Raw genomic sequence first — 17,653 nt, 5'->3', positions numbered from 1 at the left:
CTGGAGGGCTAGAACGCGTCGGTCGGGACGTACGTGCCCCAGACTTCGCGCAGCGCGTTGCAGACTTCGCCGACGGTGGCACGGGCCTTGAGGGCGTCCTTCATCGGGTAGAGGACGTTGTCCGTGCCCTCGGCCGCCTTCTTCAGCTCCACGAGGGCCGCGTCCACGGCCGCCTGGTCGCGCTCGGCGCGGAGCTTGGCGAGGCGTTCGGCCTGCTGGGCCTCGATCGCCGGGTCGACGCGGAGGGGCTCGTAGGGCTCCTCGACGTCGATCGTGTACCGGTTGACGCCGACGACGACCCGCTCGCCGCTGTCGGTCTCCTGCGCGATCCGGTAGGCCGAGCGCTCGATCTCGCTCTTCTGGAAACCACGCTCGATCGCCGCGACCGCGCCGCCCATGTCCTCGACCTTCGCCATCAGCTCAAGGGCCGCGGCCTCGACGTCGTCGGTCATCTTCTCGACGACGTACGAGCCCGCGAACGGGTCGACCGTGGCCGTCACGTCCGTCTCGTACGCCAGAACCTGCTGCGTACGCAGAGCCAGACGGGCCGACTTGTCCGTCGGGAGCGCGATCGCCTCGTCGAAGGAGTTCGTGTGCAGGGACTGCGTGCCGCCGAGGACCGCCGCGAGGCCCTGGACGGCGACACGGACCAGGTTGACCTCGGGCTGCTGGGCGGTCAGCTGCACACCGGCGGTCTGGGTGTGGAAGCGGAGCATCAGCGACTTGGGGTTCTTCGCCCCGAACTCCTCCTTCATCACCCGCGCCCAGATCCGCCGGGCCGCACGGAACTTCGCGACCTCCTCCAGGATCGTCGTGCGCGCCACGAAGAAGAACGACAGACGCGGGGCGAAGTCGTCGACGTCCATGCCGGCCGCGACCGCCGTACGCACGTACTCGATGCCGTCGGCGAGGGTGAACGCGATCTCCTGCGCGGGCGAGGCACCTGCCTCGGCCATGTGGTAGCCGGAGATCGAGATGGTGTTCCACTTCGGGATCTCGGCCCGGCAGTACTTGAAGATGTCCGCGATCAGACGCAGGGACGGCTTCGGCGGGAAGATGTACGTGCCCCGCGCGATGTACTCCTTCAGCACGTCGTTCTGGATCGTGCCCGTCAGCTTGTCCGCCGGAACACCCTGCTCCTCACCCACCAACTGGTACAGCAGCAGAAGGAGAGACCCAGGGGCGTTGATCGTCATCGACGTCGAGACCTTGTCCAACGGGATGCCGTCGAACAGGACCCGCATGTCGTCGATCGAATCGATCGCGACACCCACCTTGCCGACCTCACCCGAGGAGATCGCCGCGTCCGAGTCGTGGCCCATCTGCGTCGGCAGGTCGAACGCCACCGACAGGCCCATCGTGCCGTTCGCGATCAGCTGCTTGTAACGGGCGTTCGACTCGACCGCCGTACCGAAGCCCGCGTACTGCCGCATCGTCCAGGGACGGCCCGTGTACATCGACGGGTAGACGCCGCGCGTGAAGGGGTACGCGCCCGGCTCGCCCAGCTTCCCGGCGGGATCCCACCCCTCCAGAGCCCCCGGCCCGTAGACCGGCTCGATCGGCAGCCCCGACTCCGACTCGCGCGCCATGTGTTGTGCCTTCCCGATAGACCTGCTGCTCAGCGGTACCGACCCTCGCGACGGACTGTAGCGGCGGGCGTGCGGCCGGTGGAGGGCAGCACGCTGGGACCTTCCTCACAGCTTGCCCGCACTTCTCTCCGATCTTCATACGCGCGTACGCAACCGCACGCGCGCGGAAAGCATCCCTACGTACACACACGACTCGCCTCGGGGGGCAACGATGAAGCGGACCACGTCCGTCATACGCAGAGCGGTACTGGCAGCAGCGGTGGTGGCGCTGGCCGTGGGCTGTACGCCCGAGGCGGCCGGCCCCGGAGGCGGCGGCGCGAGCCCGACGACGCAGGCGCCGAAGGCGACGACGTCCGCCCCCACCGATGCCCCGACCGCCACGCCGACGACCGACGACAAGCCGCCGTCCCCCTCCGCCACTCCCAGCACCGGGGCGCCGGCGCCCAAGGCCCTCATGGGCGACGGCGACGAGACCGAGCAGGTCCGCGAGCTCCAGGCGCGGCTCCGTCAGCTCGGCCACTTCGACCGGGCTCCCACCGGCTTCTACGGGACGATGACGGCGGCCTCGGTCACGGCGTTCCAGAAGAAGCAGGGGCTGCCGGGCACGGGTTCGGTCGACGAGACGACCTGGCAGCGGCTGCTCACGGCCAGCCGGAAGCCGACCGCCGACGAGCTGAAGCCGTCGACCACGAACCAGCTGGACACCCCGGACGCGCGCTGCATGACCGGCCGGGTGCTGTGCATCAGCAAGGAGAGCCGGACCCTGGCCTGGATGATCGACGGCCGGGTCGTCTCGTCCATGGACGTCCGCTTCGGCTCGGAGAACACCCCGACCCGCGAGGGCACGTTCAGCGTGGGCTGGAAGGCCCGCAAGTGGACGTCGACGATCTACCACACGCCCATGCCGTACGCGATGTTCTTCAGCGGCGGCCAGGCGGTGCACTACTCGGCGGACTTCGCGGCCCGCGGCTACAACGGGGCCTCGCACGGCTGCGTCAACGTCCGGGACAAGGCGAAGCTCTCGGCCCTCTTCGACCAGGTGAAGCCCGGCGACAAGGTCGTCGTCCACTGGTAGCGGCGGGGAGAAGAAAGGGCGCGGGTGGGACCGGGGGAACGTGCCCCACCCGCGCCGGGTGCGCGGAGCCGTAGGTACGGGGGGAACCCCGGCTCACGCGCGGCCGATGACCAGTCGGCTCACTCAGTACTGCGCCGACGGCCCGGAAAGTGTCACACCTGGTGCGAGAAGGGCGCCGTGGCGGTTCCTGTCCGCGCTCTCTGAGCTGCGGTTCCGGCGCTCGGAGCCTTCGTTCTCGCCGTCGTTCCCGCTGTCGCTCCCGCCGGTCTGCCGACGGGAATCCTTCTTCCCGTCGTCCTTGCCGTCGGCCGCGCCGTCGCTCTTCCCGTCGCTCTTCCCGTCGTCCTTGCCGTCGTCCTTCGTGCCGTCGTCCTTCTTGCCGTCCTCCTGAGGATCGGCGGACGCGCCCGTGCCGCCGGAGCCGAGGATCCGGTCGCAGTACCGGCGGAGCGTCTCGCCGCTGCGCAGGGTGCTCGTGAGCTGCCGGTTGCCGGCGGAGTCGAGCCGGCCGGCCCGGTAGTCCCGGCAGGCCTTGAGGGCCTTCTCCTTCGCCGTCGACCCGTCGGCGCTCTTGCCCCCGGCCGGGCGGGACGTCGTCCGGCCCGGGTCCGGGGTGCGCCGGGTGCCCGGCGGCATGGAGAGCGAAGGGGACCCGGACGCGGAGGGCGAGGCGGGGAAGGACGAGGTCCCGGGCGAGGGCGACGAGCCCGGTGAGTGTTCGCCGCCGCCCGGTGCCACCGAGGGGGCCTCGGGGTCCTTCCGGATCCCGGGCGACTCCGAGACGACCGGCGCATCGGGACTCTCCCCCGCCGTGACGGAGGTCGCGGGCTCGGGGCCGACCATCGGCAGCATGCCCGTACCGGCGGCGACGGCGACCCCGCCGACCGTGACGGCGGCGACCGCGGCGGCCAGCCCGTACCGCAGGGAACGCCCCCAGCGGCGCGCGGGCGCGGCGACGGGGGCGAGGCGGACCCGGCCCAGGTCGGCACGCTCGGTGCGCCCGCCGCGGGCGGTGTGCTCGGCGTGGGCGGCGTGGGCAGCGCGTTCGGCCGTGGTCCTGCGGAAGGCGGCCATTGCCGCCGCCTCGCCGGGAAGCTCGGCCTGTCCGGCCCGGGCGATGGACGGCGTACGGGCCGCGTCGAGGGCCTCGGCGAGACGTCCGGCCTCGGTCCGTGCGGGATCGTCGAGGGCATCGACCGGCTCACCCCGGAGCAGCCGCTCCGCGGCCTCCTGGTCGAGCCACTGGTAGCGCTCGTCGGCCATCACATGTCCTTCTGCGTACGCGGACGTGAATGCGTCACACCGCCGGGACCCTTGGGCCCCGGCCCGCGCCCGCGTTGCGGAGGCACACCGTCCAGCGGAACGACGTCCCCACCGGTCCCGTCAGCCACTCCGTCCGCCCCGAGGAGTTCGGCGAGCTTCTTGAGACCCCGGTGCGCGGCGGTCCTTACGGCACCGGGGCGCTTCCCCAGGGTGTCGGCGGCGCTCTTGGCGTCCAGGCCGACGACGACGCGCAGGACGACGGCCTCGGCCTGGTCCTGCGGGAGTTGGGCGATCAAGTGCATGGTGCGGCCGGTGGCCAGGGCTTCCAGTGCCTCGTCCGCCGTGTCGGAGTCGGCGGGCTTGTCGGTGAGTTCGGTCTCGTCGGCTCCCACGGCGGGCCGCCGGCCGCGCATCCGGATGTGGTCGAGCGCGCGGTTGCGGGCGATCCGGGCAGCCCAGCCGCGGAAGCGGTCCGCGTCCCCGCTGAAGCGGTCGAGGTCGCGCGTGATCTGGAGCCAGGACTCCGAGGCGACATCCTCGGCGTCGCCCTCGCCGACCAGTGTGCGTATGTAGCCGACCAACCGAGGATGCACGGCGCGATACACAGTCCGGAACGCGTTCTCGTCCCCGTCCTGCGCAGCGAGCACCGCGGCCGTCAGCTCCGCGTCGTCCCCCAGCACTCCCCAAACCCTGTTCGTCGGTCGCGTCCTCGCGTCGTCGCGGCTGGTCACCACCGCCACGCCACCTCGCGCATCTGCACGCTACGTCGTGTCCCCGCGCCGCGTCCACGCGGTCCGGGGTCTTTGTACAACTTGCAACCTTCGAGATCGGGGCCGTGCTGCACGTGCGGGTGCACGTGCCGGTGTGACAGAAAGCGCACCACCGGCGCTGTATGGAGTACGGAGCCGTGCTGCGGCTCCGTGGATGACGACCGGGGCCTCTCCTGTGGGGGGTGGCGGCCCCGGTCGTCTCCCTTTTCCGCCCCTCCCCTCCCTCCGTGACATCGCCCGCCCTGGGCTGGGCACACTGCGCCCTTTTCACTGTCAACCGAAGGTTGACAGTGCAGGGGTGTCAACCTAGGGTTGCCTCATGACGAATCCAGCCGGAATGAACGTGCCCGTCCGTCTCGACGAGCTCATCGAAGCGATCAAGAAGGTCCACTCCGACGCCCTGGAGCAGCTCTCCGGCGCGGTCATCGCGGCGGACCACCTCGGCGACGTCGCCGACCACCTCATCGGCCACTTCGTGGACCAGGCCCGGCGCTCCGGCGCCTCCTGGACCGACATCGGCCGCAGCATGGGCGTCACCCGCCAGGCGGCCCAGAAGCGGTTCGTGGCGAAGGACCCCGACGCGTCCACGATGGACCCGAACGCAGGGTTCAGCCGCTTCACCCCGCGCGCCCGCAAGGTGGTCGTGGCCTCGCAGGAGGAGGCCCGGACGGCCGCCAACGCGGAGATCGTGCTCGGTCACCTCGTCCTCGGACTGCTCGCCGAGCCCGAGTCGCTCGCCATGCGGTGGCTGACCGGGCACGACGTGACGGCGGAGGCGGTGCGCGACGCGGTGACCCCGACACTGCCGCCGCGGGCCGAGAAGATCCCGCCGCTGATCCCGTTCGACGCGGACTCGAAGAAGGTCCTGGAGCTGACGTTCCGCGAGGCCCTGCGCCTCGGCCACAACTACGTCGGCACCGAGCACATCCTGCTGGCGCTGCTGGAGCACGAGGACGGCGCGGGCGTGCTGACCGGCCTCGGCCTCGACAAGGCCACGGCGGAACGGGAGATCGCCGAGGCGATCGCCTCGGTGTCGATCCAGGAGCCGGAGCCGGAGCCGGAGGCCTGAGCCGACGTTCCGTACGAAGCGAGGTTCCGTACGAAGCGAGGTTCCGTACGAAGCGAGGTTCCGTACGAAGCGAGGGGGTGGCCGGCGCCGGCCACCCCCTCGTTGCTTTCCCTCGCGGCTCAGGCGGTCCGCGCCCGGCGCGAGACGACCGCGCGCAGCACCCGTCCGCCCTCGGTGGACAGCTCGCGGGCCCGGCGCAGACCGGTCGGTCCGTGCGCGGCGGCTTCCAGGACGGCCTGCTGGCGGCGGAGTTCGCCGGCGTGGAGCGGGCCGGTCTCGGTCGCGTCGTACAGGCGGTGCACGGCGAGCGCGACCGCCGAGCACCGCTCGGCCCAGGCCCGCAGGGGCTCATCGGCCCACTCTGCGGGGACTCCGTCGAGCATCGCGTGAACCATCGTCACGACCCCGCCGGCGTCCACGGCCTCGCCTCCCACGCCGTCCAGCTCGACCCGCGCCTTGCCGACAGCCTCGGCCCACGCTCCGCCGTCCCCGCGCGCCACCGCGGCCCACACGGGCCGGAGCACCTCGGCGCGCTCGGGTGCGAGCAGGGGCAGACACCGGTCCAGGCACGCGAGCCCGGCGGCCGCGAGGCCCCGCACGTCGGCGCGGTCGATCAGATCCTGCATGCTCGTGCTCGTCACGGACGTCATGGACGCCTCCTCGCCAGCGATTCGGACGCAGTACTTCCACTACTGCGCCGGGGCGCGACTTTTCGTCACTGCGGCCGGAATCATGCCAGTGGCCTTGGCGTGCTGCATAGAGGTCAGACGCCGCACGAAGAGGATCGCGAGGACGGCGGCGACGATGTCGAGCGCGTCGCTCGCGAGGAGCCAGTTCGCGGCGGAGGCGTACTCCTCGAAGGTCTCGGCCCAGCCGTACACCCGGCCCGCCACCCGCGCCACGATCCAGTCGGCGACGAAGGCCGTCCACCAGCCGTTGAGCAACAGGAGTTCACCCGGCCGGTCGGCCGCGGAGGGCTCGGCACGGCTGGCCCGCCAGATGTCCGCGGCGACCCCGCGCGGGATCCAGAGGTTGGCGAGCGGGACGAACCAGCCGCCGATGGCCCAGCCGGGCGTGCGGCCCAGGAGGTCCCCGGCCCAGACCTCGGCGTTGGCGCGCAGCCGGTGGAACCAGATGATGAAGACGGTCGCGGTCGCGAGGAACAGCAGGATCTGGAGCAGGCCCACCCCGGCCATGGTCGCCATCGCGAGGTCCCGCCCGGACACATCGCCCCCGGCGTGCTCCGTGACGGCGGTCCGGAGCTCGAAGGTGGCGAACAAGCTGAGGGCATCGGCGAGGATCGTGCCGCCGAGCAGGGCTGTGACGGCAAACGGAAGCCCGTTCGGATTGCGGAGCATGTGGTGCGGTTCCCCCCAGGAACGTACGGCACCCCTCCCCGGGGCGCCGGCGACGGCCACTCGGCCGCCGCCGGGGAACGTACGCGAACCGGACCGACCACGTCCACGCCGAACATCAGGTCACTTCAGCGCACCTTCGCCGCCAATGCCCGGAACTGGTCCCAGGTCAGGGCCGGCTTCCGCTCGTCCCAGACCTTCTGGGCCAGGGCCGTCAGCGGCAGCCGGATCCCGTCGGCCACCTGTGCCTGCGTCTGCGAGCGGGACAGGTCGCACCAGACGGCGAATCGGGCACCCAGGATCTGGGGGTCGTAGCGGGCCGGCACCGGCGTGGTGCCCCGCAGGACCAGCGGTGTCCACTGCTCGTAGATGCGGCGGCCCGTGGGGTACGTGAAGTCGTTGGGCTGGCCGAGGACGTAGTAGAGGTACTCGTCGTTCAGGTTCATGACCTTGCGGCCCTCGGCCAGGTACTCGGCCGGCGGCCGGGCCCCGATCTCCTTGCCGGTCCAGTACTCGACCTCGATGCCCTGGTCGGCGTGGACGACCCCGCCCCGGAAGAAACCGTCGTTCCAGGCCTTCGCCACCTTGCCCGTGTCGCGCACCACCGCCGCGCGGTCGTTCAGCCAGCCCTCCGCGAGGTCCTGGACGCGCGCCTGGGGGCCGTACTTCTGGCGGGCCGCCGCGGCCAGCTGCGGATAGGAGGCCTCCGGGGAGCGGACGGTCAGCGCCTGGTACTCGTCGGCGCCGACGTGGAACCAGCCGCCGGGGAAGAGGTCGGCGTACTCGCGCAGCAGCTCGTCCACGAGCCGCGCCGAGGCGGGCTTGGAGATGTCGATCGCACCCTGGCGCGGGACGCCCTGGACATTGAGCAACCGCAGGTCGGGGTAGGCGCGCAGGACGGCGCCGAGGTGTCCGGGCGAGTCGATCTCGGGCACCACGGTGATGTGCAGGGACTCGGCGAGGGCGAGGATGCGGCGCACCTCGGCCTTGGTGAGGTGCTGGGCCGAGACGATCTCGGGGTGGGTGTCCGAGGCGATCCGGAAGCCCTGGTCGTCGGAGAAGTGCAGACCGAACTGGTTGAGCTTGAGGTCGGCCATCTCGCGGAGCCGGGCCTCGATCCACTCCGCGGTGAAGAACTTGCGGGCGATGTCCAGGTTCAGCCCGCGCTGGGGCTTCGCGGGGGCGTCGGTGACGGTGCCCTCGGGCATCGCGCCCGAGCCCTTCACCGACTGCTTGAGGGTGCGGGTCCCGTAGAAGACGCCCGCCTGGTCGGGGCCGGTGATCCTGACCCGGTCGTCGCGCGTGATGAGCGTGTACGACTCGGGGGCGCCCTTGCCGCCGAGGGCCAGCTCGACGTCGCCCGCGCGGGCCGCGACGGCGCCCCGGTAGACGATCTTGAGCTCCCCCGCGAGCAGCCGCGCCTCGTCGGCGAGGCCCTCGCTGCCGGGGGCGACGACGATCCCGGCCGTGGGCGCGGGCTTCCAGCCGGGGCCGCGGGCGGCCTCGTGGTCGCGGACGGCGGGGACGGTCCGGGGCGCGGTGGAGAGGGGGTACGTCCGCGTCGGCGTCGGGGAGGGCGGCGCGCCGGTGGGCGCGGCGCTCGTGGACGTACCGCCGGAGCCGGGGGGTACGGAAGGGGACGGCGCTCCGGAGGGAGAGCCGCTCGAACAGGCCGCCACGGTGGCCAGTGCCACCGCGGTCGCCATCAGTGCGGGGCCCCGGCCGGGCACCCGTATGGAGTACCGCATCATTCGGAATCCTCCCGTACGGATGGCGCTCCGGCCAATCGGGGGAACGGAACCGGATCGTCCATCACATGTTCCGAAACTCTCCCTTCCGGGTGAAATTCGCGCATCCGTCGGACACTTCCCCCATCCCGTCGATAACGTTGAGTCACGTCCACCCCACCCGTCCCGGAGTACCGGAGCCCACGCTGACCAGCGACACCCACGCCCCCTGCCGGAAGCCGGGCTCCACGGACACGCCTGCCATACCCGCCCAGAACAAGGGCCTCTCCCCGCAGGCCCCGGCCCATCCCTCGATCCACGGGCTCACGCGCTTCAACGCCGCCTCGCCCGCCGAGGCCGAGGCCCTGCTCCTCTCCTGCTGCCGCAGCGCCCGCTGGGCCGAACGGGTGGCCGCGCACCGCCCGTACCCGACGGTCGACGCCCTGCTCGCCGCCGCCGACGAGGCCGGTTACGACCTGTCCCGCGCCGATCTCGACGGGGCGCTGGCCGCCGAGTCCTCCGCTCCGCCGCACCCCGACGCCCCGCCGGCGGCGCGGACCGCGCTGCGGGCCGCCCACGCCGCGTACGAGAGCAGCTTCGGACACGCGTTCGTCATCAGCCTCGAAGGAGTGCGGCCCGGAGAGCGTCTCGACCAGGTATTGGCAGGCATTCGGTCACGTCTCGGCAACGAACCGGAGGAAGAGCGCGTGATCGCCGCCGACGAACTGAGGCGGCTCGCTCGCGCCCGGCTGGCCTTCCAGCTCGCCGAGGGGCTCACACGCCGACACTCCGGAGCGTGAATTCGACCGGAACAGGGCGATTTCGGCTTGTGGGATAGCCCGTCCGTGCCTGTTTGATCACACCGATGGACCCCGCGCGAGCGAACCGACAAGTCGTCGCTACGATGACCGGGGCCGGTGGACCGTACCCGGCCGGGTCAGACCGACAGAGAAGCCGGCCGACCCTGATCCCCGCTCCCGGAGGGTTTTTCCGTGCCGGCTGGAACGCTGTACCGCGGCCGGGAAGGAATGTGGAGCTGGGTGGCTCATCGAGTCACCGGCGTCCTCATCTTCTTCTTCCTGTTCGTACACGTGCTGGACACCGCTCTCGTCCGCGTCTCCCCCGAGGCGTACGACGAGGTCGTCGCGACCTACAAGACGCCGATCGTCGCTCTTCTGGAGTACGGCCTCGTCGCCGCCATCCTCTTCCACGCGCTGAACGGTCTCCGTGTCATCGCCGTGGACTTCTGGTCCAAGGGCCCGCGCTACCAGAAGCAGATGCTCTGGACCGTCGTGGGCATCTGGGTCGTGCTGATGGCGGGCTCGCTGTACCCCGTCCTCGGCCACGCCGCACGTGAACTGTTCGGGAGCTGACGCCAGATATGTCCTCTGACACCACCTCCGCCGCGATCGGCCCCGTCGAGGGCGCCCAGTACGACGTGGACAACCCCGCGCCGTACATCGAGGCCCCGCGCAAGCGCACCGGCAAGACGCCGAAGGCGACCCGCGGCAACTTCGAGATGGCCGCGTGGCTCTTCATGCGCCTCTCCGGCGTCGTGCTCGTGGTCCTGGTCCTCGGCCACCTGCTGATCCAGCTCTTCCTCGACGGCGGCGTCTCCAAGATCGGCTTCGCCTTCGTGGCCGGCCGCTGGGCGTCCCCGTTCTGGCAGGTCTGGGACCTGCTGATGCTCTGGCTCGCCATGCTGCACGGCGCCAACGGCCTCCGTACGGTCATCAACGACTACGCGGAGCGGGCCAACACGCGCCTGTGGCTCAAGGGCCTGCTGTACACCGCCACGGTGTTCACCATCCTTCTGGGCACGCTGGTGATCTTCACCTTCGACCCGAACATCCGCTAGGCACGGGGCTGAGGTAATCCACGTCATGAAGATCCACAAGTACGACACCGTCATCGTCGGCGCCGGCGGCGCCGGCATGCGCGCCGCCATCGAGTCGACGAAGCGCAGCCGCACCGCCGTCCTGACGAAGCTCTACCCCACCCGCTCCCACACGGGCGCGGCGCAGGGCGGCATGGCCGCCGCGCTCGCCAACGTGGAGGAGGACAACTGGGAGTGGCACACCTTCGACACGGTCAAGGGCGGTGACTACCTGGTCGACCAGGACGCCGCCGAGATCCTGGCGAAGGAGGCCATCGACGCCGTCCTCGACCTGGAGAAGATGGGCCTGCCGTTCAACCGGACCCCGAACGGCACCATCGACCAGCGCCGCTTCGGCGGTCACTCCCGCAACCACGGCGAGGCCCCGGTCCGCCGGTCCTGCTACGCCGCGGACCGCACCGGCCACATGATCCTCCAGACGCTGTACCAGAACTGCGTCAAGGAGGGTGTGGAGTTCTTCAACGAGTTCTACGTCCTGGACCAGCTCATCGTCGAGGTCGACGGCGTGAAGCACTCCGCGGGCGTCGTCGCCTACGAGCTGGCCACCGGCGAGATCCACATCTTCCAGGCCAAGGCCGTGATCTACGCGTCCGGCGGCACCGGCAAGTTCTTCAAGGTGACCTCCAACGCGCACACCCTGACCGGTGACGGCCAGGCCGCGTGCTACCGCCGCGGTCTGCCCCTGGAGGACATGGAGTTCTTCCAGTTCCACCCGACGGGCATCTGGCGCATGGGCATCCTGCTGACGGAGGGCGCCCGCGGTGAGGGCGGCATCCTCCGCAACAAGGACGGCGAGCGCTTCATGGAGAAGTACGCGCCGGTCATGAAGGACCTCGCGTCCCGTGACGTCGTCTCCCGCTCCATCTACACGGAGATCCGCGAGGGCCGCGGCTGCGGTCCCGAGGGCGACCACGTCTACCTGGACCTGACGCACCTCCCGCCGGAGCAGCTCGACGCCAAGCTCCCGGACATCACCGAGTTCGCCCGTACGTACCTCGGCATCGAGCCGTACACGGACCCGATCCCGATCCAGCCCACCGCGCACTACGCCATGGGCGGCATCCCGACCAACGTCGAGGGTGAGGTCCTCTCGGACAACACCACCGTCGTCCCGGGCCTGTACGCGGCCGGCGAGGTCGCCTGCGTGTCGGTGCACGGCGCCAACCGCCTCGGCACCAACTCGCTGCTCGACATCAACGTCTTCGGCAAGCGCTCCGGCATCGCCGCGGCCGAGTACTCCGCCAAGCACGACTACGTCGAGCTGCCGGAGAACCCGGAGTCCCTCGTCGTCGCGACGATCGAGAAGCTGCGCAACTCCACGGGTCACGAGCGCGTGGCGGACATCCGCCGCGAGCTGCAGGAGACCATGGACGCCAACGTCATGGTGTTCCGCACCGAGCAGACGATCAAGACGGCCGTCGAGAAGATCGCCGAGCTGCGCGAGCGCTACGAGAACGTGTCCATCCAGGACAAGGGCAAGCGCTTCAACACGGACCTCCTGGAGGCCATCGAGCTGGGCAACCTGCTCGAACTGGCCGAGGTCATGGCCGTCTCGGCCCTCGCGCGCAAGGAGTCCCGCGGCGGTCACTACCGCGAGGACTACCCGAACCGCGACGACGTCAACTTCATGCGCCACACCATGGCGTACCGCGAGGTCGGCGAGGACGGCTCCGAGACCGTCCGTCTCGACTACAAGCCGGTCGTCCAGACCCGCTACCAGCCGATGGAGCGTAAGTACTGATGGCTACCCCCGTACTGGACAAGGTCGAGGCGGAGTCCGCCGCCTCCCCGTACATCACGGTCACGATGCGGATCCGCCGCTTCAACCCCGAGATCTCGGACGCCTCGGTCTGGGAAGACTTCCAGATCGAGATCGACCCGAAGGAGCGCGTCCTCGACGCCCTCCACAAGATCAAGTGGGACGTCGACGGCACGCTGACCTTCCGCCGGTCGTGCGCGCACGGCATCTGCGGCTCGGACGCGATGCGGATCAACGGCAAGAACAGGCTCGCCTGCAAGACGCTGATCAAGGACCTCAACCCCGACAAGCCGATCACGGTCGAGGCCATCAAGGGCCTGACGGTGCTGAAGGACCTTGTCGTCGACATGGAGCCCTTCTTCCAGGCGTACCGGGACGTCATGCCGTTCCTGGTCACCAAGGGCAACGAGCCGACGCGCGAGCGCCTGCAGACCGCCGAGGACCGCGAGCGGTTCGACGACACCACCAAGTGCATCCTGTGCGCCGCGTGCACGTCGTCCTGCCCGGTCTTCTGGAACGACGGCCAGTACTTCGGTCCGGCCGCGATCGTCAACGCGCACCGCTTCATCTTCGACTCGCGTGACGAGGCGGGCGAGCAGCGCCTGGAGATCCTGAACGACAAGGACGGCGTGTGGCGTTGCCGCACGACCTTCAACTGCACCGACGCGTGCCCCCGTGGCATCGAGGTCACGAAGGCGATCCAGGAAGTCAAGCGTGCGCTGATCACGCGCCGCTTCTGACATCCCGTCGGCCGGGCATTCGGCCGTGAAGCCCGCTTCTGTACGCTGCGCGTGCAGGAGCGGGCTTTTGCCGTTGCGGACAGCGTGATCGAGAGCGGGGACTGATGAGCGAGCCGAACCCTTACGCGGACGGGGAGTACCAGTGGGGGCCCGGCCAGGGCGCCGGGACGCCGGGGTACGGCTACCCGCAGGACGCGACGCCGGGACCGGGGCCGGGGCCGTACCAGGCGCCCGCCTACCAGCCGACGCTGCCGGGCGGGGTGGTCGTGCCGCCGCAGTACCCGACGGGCGGGGCGCCGGCCTTCGCCCTCGGGGACATCAGCGTGGTCGGCGACCAGATCCTCACCCCGTCCGGTCCGATGCCGCTCCGGGGCGCGGTGTGGAACGCGATGGACCTGTCGCGGACCGAGGAGAAGATCTCGACGGTCGGCATCGTGCTGGCCTGTCTCTTCGTCGCGGCCTGCGGCCTGGGGCTGCTGTTCCTGCTGATGAAGGAGCAGACGACGTCGGGCTTCGTCCAGATCACGGTGAACAGCGGGGGCAAGCACCACTCCACGATGATCCCGGCGGTGCGTCCGGACACCATCCACTGGGTGATGTCGCAGCTGAACTACGCGCGCTCGCTGAGCGTCTGATCCGTCCTCCCCGGGGACGCGGTCAGTCCCAGTGGCGGGTGTGCTCCGCGCTCTCCGCCTCGACCATGATCCGGCGCAGCAGGTCGTTGAGCCGGTTCCGCTCCTCGGCGGAGAGCACGCCGAGGAGGCGGTACTCCTCGTGGCCGAGGACGTCCATCGCACCGAGCCAGGTCTGGTGGCCGGATTCGGTGAGTTCGACGACGACCCGGCGCCGGTCGGTCGTGGACTGCGTACGGCGGACGAATCCGCGCTTCTCCAGGGCGTCGAGGCGGCCGGAGACGGAGGCGGGGGCGAGGTCGAGGTCCTGGGCGAGCTCGGAGGGGGCGGCGCTGCCGCCGCGGCCGGCGAGCTTGTGGAGGGTGTCGAACTCGTGGCGCTCCAGGTCGAAGTCGACGAGGGACTGCTCCCTGACCCGGCGGAGGTGGACGGAGAGCTTCTTCATGCGGGTGACGGCGCCCTCGACGACGGGGTCGAGGCCGGGCAGGACGGGCTGCCAGCGGGCGACGTGCCCGTCGGTCCAGTCCTGCGGTTCGCGCGGCTCGTGGGGTTCGCCGGGGTCTCCGGGTTCGCCGGGTTCGCCCTGGGGGGCACGCGGTTCGTCGGGGAGCGCCATGAAGTGATCGTACGTCGGCGGACGGTCCCCCTCCCGGGGAAAGTATTTCGTTGACGAATTATTCGGTACCGAAATACTCTGCGGTACATGCCTGTCGCCCCCGTGCGCGCCGACGCGCCCGCCTCCGTCCCCCACCCCCTGCGCACCCGCTCCTTCCGCCTCCTCTTCACCGGCCGCGCGCTCTCCCTCCTGGGCGACGCCGCGATCCCCGCCGCCCTCGCGCTCGCCGTCCTGGAGGCCACCGGCTCCACCTCGGCGCTCGCCCTGGTCCTCGGCTGCGCGATGGTCCCCAAGCTGCTCCTGCTGCCGCTGGGCGGGGTCGTCGGCGACCGCTTCGACGCACGTACCGTCGCCCTCGTCACCGACGTCGTACGGTGCGCCACCCAGCTCCTCGTCGGCATCCAGCTGCTCGGCGGCGCCCCGAGCCTCGCCGTCCTCGCGGTCGCCGAGGCGCTCGGCGGGGCCGCCGGGGCCTTCGCGATGCCGACCGTCTCGCCGCTCGTGAAGGGGACCGTGGCGCCCGAGGCGCTGCAGCGCGCCAACGCGGCGACGGGGGTCGCCAAGAGCGCCTCCCGGCTCGCCGGACCGGCGCTCGCGGGCTCCCTCGTGCTGACCGTGGGGGCGGGCTGGGCGTTCGTCCTCGACGCGGCCACCTTCGCCGTCAGCGCCCTGCTCCTGACGGCCGTACGGGTCGAAAGGGTGCGGATCCCGCGCCGCTCGCTCCGCGCCGACCTGGCGGAGGGCTGGCAGGAGGTCCGCTCCCGGGACTGGTACTGGACCAGCCTGGTCGGCCACAGCGCCTGGAACGGCGCCGCGGCCGTCCTGATGACCCTCGGGCCCGCCGTCGCCGTGCACCGGCTCGGCGGCGAGGCCACCTGGGTCGTCCTGCTCCAGGTCGGCGCCGTCGGCTTCCTCCTCGGGGCGCTGCTCGCCGACCGGGCCCGCCCCCGGCGCCCGGTCCTGACGGCGAACCTCGGGCTCGCCACGTACGCCCTGCCGCTGATCCTGCTCGCCGTGGCCGCGCCCGCGCCGCTGACGATCGCGGCCTACGGGCTCGCGCAGGCGGGGCTCGGCTTCCTCTCCCCCGTGTGGGACACCGCCGTCCAGCGGGCGATCCCCGACCACGCGCTCGCCCGGGTCACCTCGTACGACTGGCTGCTCTCGCTGGCCGCGATGCCGCTGGGCTACGCCCTGGCCCCGCTCGCCGCCTCCGCCTGGGGCCCCGAGGTGCCGCTGATCGCCGCCGCGGTCGTGGTGGGCGGCTGCTGCCTCGGCACCGCGCTCGTCCCGGGGGTGCGCCGCTTCCGCTGAACTTCCGTCGACCTTCCGTCACGGCCGCCCGGGGAGCTCCGCCAGGAAGGCGGTGAGCACCCGGGCGGTCTCGTCCGGGCGCTCCAGGGCGGGGAGGTGTCCGGCCCAGTCGAGGTCGAGCCGGCGGGCGGCGGGCAGGAGGCGGGTGAGGTCGTCGGCGACGGCCCGGAAGTCGGGCAGGTCGTGGGCGCCGACGGCGACGAGGGCGGGGGCCTCGATCCGGGCGAGGTCGTCCCGGGTGACCTCGGGGCGGATCGGGGAGAACGCGTCGGGGGCGGCGAGCTGGACGTCGAAGGCGCGGCGCTGCATCTCCCGTACGAGGGCGCGGGCGGCGGCGTCGGCCTCGGGGCCGAGCCAGGTGGCGACGTTGAGCTCGACGGCGGCGTCGAGGTGTCCGGCTTCGAGCAGCGCGTCCTCGCGGTCGCCCCAGGCCCGCAGCTCCTCGCTCGGCTCCATGCAGGGGCTGGCGGAGCCGAGCAGGGCGAGGGCGGTGACGCGGCCGGGGTGGCGGACGGCGAGCTCCAGCGCGACTTGGCCGCCGAAGGAGGAGCCGACGACGGCGGCGCGGTCGACGCCGAGGTGGTCGAGGAGGTCCCGGACGTCGTCGGCGTGGGTGTGCGGGGCGTCGACGGGGGTCTCGCCGAAGCCGCGGAGGTCGCAGCGGACGACACGGTGGCCCGCCTCGGCGAGTACGGGGAACTGCCCGTCCCACATCCGGCGGTCGCAGACCCCGGAGTGCAGCAGGACGACGGTCGAGGGGCCGTGGCCGGCCAGGTCATGAGAGAGCGTCACCCGCCGACCCTAGGCGGGGCGGATGCGGACGGCCACCGATTTGAACAGCCGCCACGAAGCGACTTGAACACGTTCAAGAGGAGGTCTACAGTCATGCCCAACAGCCTTTTGAACGCGTTCAAGGGAGGGTGGGGCATGGACCTCACTGTCGTCGCGTACATCGTCTACCTGCTGATCAGCGTGGCGCTGACCGTCTGGGTCGCCCGCACGCTCAGCCGCAACGGAAGGATCTTCCTCGCCGACGTCCTGCACGGGAACGAGAAGCTCGCGGACGCCGTCAACCACCTCCTCGTGGTCGGCTTCTACCTCGTGAACTTCGGCTTCGTCGCCCTCTACCTGAGCCAGGAAGCGGCCGTCCTCGACGCCCGGGCCCTCTTCGAGGCCCTCTCCGTCAAGCTCGGAGTCGTCCTGCTCGTCCTCGGCGTGATGCACCTGGGCAACGTCTACGTCCTCAACAAGATCCGCCGCCGGGGCGTGATGGAGCGCGAACAGGTGCCGCCGGTCCCCCCGCAGGGCTGGACCGCCGCCCCCAAGGCCGGCCCCTGGGCCCCGCCCGCTCCCCAGGGCTGAGGGCAAGGCCGTGCCGACCCCCGTGGGACGTCTGACCGTGCTGTACGACGCCGACTGCCCGCTCTGCGTGCACCTCAGGCACTGGCTGCTGCGCCAGCGGCAGCTCGTCCCGCTGGATCTCGTACCGGCCGGATCGCACGAGGCCAGGCGCCGCTTCCCCGACCTCGACCACGCCGCCACCCTGCGGGAGATCACCGTGGTCGGGGACCGGGGGCAGGTCTACCGGGAGACCGGTGCCTGGATCGTCTGCCTCTGGGCCCTCGCCGACCACCGCGCGAAGGCCCACTGGCTGGCCACCCCCGCCGGGCAGCCCTTCGCCCGGGTGACCGTCCTGGCCGCCGCGAAGTGGCGGGAGGCCCTCAAGGGGCCGGACTGCGAGGACGGGCGCTGCGAGGTGCCGGGTTCGCCCGGCTAGGCTCGGGCGCGTGAAGGACGTGAAGGAAGAGAAGTCGGCCGAAGGCACGTCGACCGGCGCGAAGTCGACCGAC

19 protein-coding genes are annotated in these 17,653 nt (G+C 71.3%); 11 read left to right on the top strand and 8 right to left on the bottom strand.

The window, feature by feature from the left end; all coding sequences use genetic code 11:
- Positions 1 to 8: 8 nt before the first annotated feature.
- Positions 9 to 1,589: a methylmalonyl-CoA mutase gene (locus ACFC0G_RS12935; protein WP_376401661.1), complete on the bottom strand. Its 1,581-nt coding sequence runs from the start codon at positions 1,587 to 1,589 to the stop codon at positions 9 to 11.
- A 211-nt stretch (positions 1,590 to 1,800) separates the two neighbouring features.
- Here ACFC0G_RS12935 and ACFC0G_RS12930 point away from each other — a divergent pair, with 211 nt between their 5' ends.
- Positions 1,801 to 2,664 carry a L,D-transpeptidase family protein gene (locus ACFC0G_RS12930; RefSeq protein WP_376401659.1) on the top strand — a complete coding sequence of 288 codons (864 nt, stop codon included), beginning with the start codon at positions 1,801 to 1,803 and terminating at the stop codon, positions 2,662 to 2,664.
- A 123-nt stretch (positions 2,665 to 2,787) separates the two neighbouring features.
- Here ACFC0G_RS12930 and ACFC0G_RS12925 read toward each other — a convergent pair whose 3' ends face one another.
- The gene (locus ACFC0G_RS12925) at positions 2,788 to 3,927 is read right to left on the bottom strand and encodes a hypothetical protein (protein ID WP_376401656.1); all 1,140 of its coding nucleotides are present in this window, start codon (positions 3,925 to 3,927) and stop codon (positions 2,788 to 2,790) included.
- A complete protein-coding gene (locus ACFC0G_RS12920; protein ID WP_376401653.1) occupies positions 3,927 to 4,607 on the bottom strand; it encodes an RNA polymerase sigma factor in 681 nt (226 codons plus the stop codon). The genes ACFC0G_RS12925 and ACFC0G_RS12920 overlap by 1 nt, the downstream gene beginning before the upstream one ends.
- Before the next feature lie 409 nt (positions 4,608 to 5,016).
- Here ACFC0G_RS12920 and ACFC0G_RS12915 point away from each other — a divergent pair, with 409 nt between their 5' ends.
- Positions 5,017 to 5,766 (top strand): Clp protease N-terminal domain-containing protein, encoded by a 750-nt coding sequence (locus tag ACFC0G_RS12915; protein ID WP_376401650.1) that lies wholly within the window; start codon positions 5,017 to 5,019, stop codon positions 5,764 to 5,766.
- Between the two features lie 119 nt (positions 5,767 to 5,885).
- Here ACFC0G_RS12915 and ACFC0G_RS12910 read toward each other — a convergent pair whose 3' ends face one another.
- The 3 genes from ACFC0G_RS12910 to ACFC0G_RS12900 form a co-directional block, all read right to left on the bottom strand.
- The gene (locus ACFC0G_RS12910) at positions 5,886 to 6,416 is read right to left on the bottom strand and encodes a hypothetical protein (protein ID WP_376401647.1); all 531 of its coding nucleotides are present in this window, start codon (positions 6,414 to 6,416) and stop codon (positions 5,886 to 5,888) included.
- A gap of 39 nt (positions 6,417 to 6,455) precedes the next feature.
- The gene (locus ACFC0G_RS12905) at positions 6,456 to 7,124 is read right to left on the bottom strand and encodes a DUF4328 domain-containing protein (protein ID WP_376401644.1); all 669 of its coding nucleotides are present in this window, start codon (positions 7,122 to 7,124) and stop codon (positions 6,456 to 6,458) included.
- A 125-nt stretch (positions 7,125 to 7,249) separates the two neighbouring features.
- Positions 7,250 to 8,872: a glycoside hydrolase family 20 protein gene (locus tag ACFC0G_RS12900; protein WP_376401642.1), complete on the bottom strand. Its 1,623-nt coding sequence runs from the start codon at positions 8,870 to 8,872 to the stop codon at positions 7,250 to 7,252.
- Positions 8,873 to 9,009: 137 nt separating this feature from the next.
- Between ACFC0G_RS12900 and ACFC0G_RS12895 the strand changes: the two genes are divergently transcribed.
- The 6 genes from ACFC0G_RS12895 to ACFC0G_RS12870 all read left to right on the top strand — a co-directional run bounded on the left by ACFC0G_RS12895 (position 9,010) and on the right by ACFC0G_RS12870 (position 13,879).
- Positions 9,010 to 9,648 (top strand): 2-oxo-4-hydroxy-4-carboxy-5-ureidoimidazoline decarboxylase, encoded by a 639-nt coding sequence (locus tag ACFC0G_RS12895; protein WP_376401639.1) that lies wholly within the window; start codon positions 9,010 to 9,012, stop codon positions 9,646 to 9,648.
- A gap of 192 nt (positions 9,649 to 9,840) precedes the next feature.
- Complete coding sequence (sdhC, locus tag ACFC0G_RS12890) at positions 9,841 to 10,221, top strand: succinate dehydrogenase, cytochrome b556 subunit (RefSeq protein WP_015035721.1); 381 nt, start codon at positions 9,841 to 9,843, stop codon at positions 10,219 to 10,221.
- An 8-nt stretch (positions 10,222 to 10,229) separates the two neighbouring features.
- On the top strand, positions 10,230 to 10,706 hold the full coding sequence (locus ACFC0G_RS12885; RefSeq protein ID WP_376401636.1) for a succinate dehydrogenase hydrophobic membrane anchor subunit: 477 nt from the start codon (positions 10,230 to 10,232) through the stop codon (positions 10,704 to 10,706).
- 25 nt (positions 10,707 to 10,731) lie between these two features.
- A complete protein-coding gene (gene sdhA, locus ACFC0G_RS12880) occupies positions 10,732 to 12,486 on the top strand; it encodes a succinate dehydrogenase flavoprotein subunit (protein WP_125744985.1) in 1,755 nt (584 codons plus the stop codon).
- Complete coding sequence (locus ACFC0G_RS12875) at positions 12,486 to 13,244, top strand: succinate dehydrogenase iron-sulfur subunit (RefSeq protein WP_267045435.1); 759 nt, start codon at positions 12,486 to 12,488, stop codon at positions 13,242 to 13,244. Before sdhA ends, ACFC0G_RS12875 begins: the two co-directional genes overlap by 1 nt.
- Positions 13,245 to 13,348: 104 nt before the next feature.
- Positions 13,349 to 13,879: a hypothetical protein gene (locus ACFC0G_RS12870; protein ID WP_376401630.1), complete on the top strand. Its 531-nt coding sequence runs from the start codon at positions 13,349 to 13,351 to the stop codon at positions 13,877 to 13,879.
- 22 nt (positions 13,880 to 13,901) lie between these two features.
- Here ACFC0G_RS12870 and ACFC0G_RS12865 read toward each other — a convergent pair whose 3' ends face one another.
- Positions 13,902 to 14,492: a MarR family winged helix-turn-helix transcriptional regulator gene (locus ACFC0G_RS12865; protein ID WP_376401627.1), complete on the bottom strand. Its 591-nt coding sequence runs from the start codon at positions 14,490 to 14,492 to the stop codon at positions 13,902 to 13,904.
- A gap of 87 nt (positions 14,493 to 14,579) precedes the next feature.
- Between ACFC0G_RS12865 and ACFC0G_RS12860 the strand changes: the two genes are divergently transcribed.
- Positions 14,580 to 15,803 (top strand): MFS transporter, encoded by a 1,224-nt coding sequence (locus tag ACFC0G_RS12860; protein ID WP_376401624.1) that lies wholly within the window; start codon positions 14,580 to 14,582, stop codon positions 15,801 to 15,803.
- Positions 15,804 to 15,821: 18 nt separating this feature from the next.
- Here ACFC0G_RS12860 and ACFC0G_RS12855 read toward each other — a convergent pair whose 3' ends face one another.
- Complete coding sequence (locus ACFC0G_RS12855) at positions 15,822 to 16,595, bottom strand: alpha/beta fold hydrolase (protein WP_376401621.1); 774 nt, start codon at positions 16,593 to 16,595, stop codon at positions 15,822 to 15,824.
- A gap of 135 nt (positions 16,596 to 16,730) precedes the next feature.
- On the opposite strand from ACFC0G_RS12855, the gene ACFC0G_RS12850 reads away from it, so the two are divergent.
- Entirely contained in the window at positions 16,731 to 17,165 is a 435-nt protein-coding gene (locus ACFC0G_RS12850; RefSeq protein WP_376401618.1) for a hypothetical protein, read from the top strand.
- 10 nt (positions 17,166 to 17,175) lie between these two features.
- Complete coding sequence (locus tag ACFC0G_RS12845) at positions 17,176 to 17,580, top strand: thiol-disulfide oxidoreductase DCC family protein (RefSeq protein ID WP_376401615.1); 405 nt, start codon at positions 17,176 to 17,178, stop codon at positions 17,578 to 17,580.
- Positions 17,581 to 17,653: the final 73 nt, after the last annotated feature.

This window comes from Streptomyces sp. NPDC056169 (assembly GCF_042268445.1).
Classification (GTDB): Bacteria; Actinomycetota; Actinomycetes; order Streptomycetales; family Streptomycetaceae; genus Streptomyces.
The sequence above is the reverse complement of the archived record's forward strand: the minus strand, read 5'-3'. Positions and strand labels throughout refer to the sequence as shown.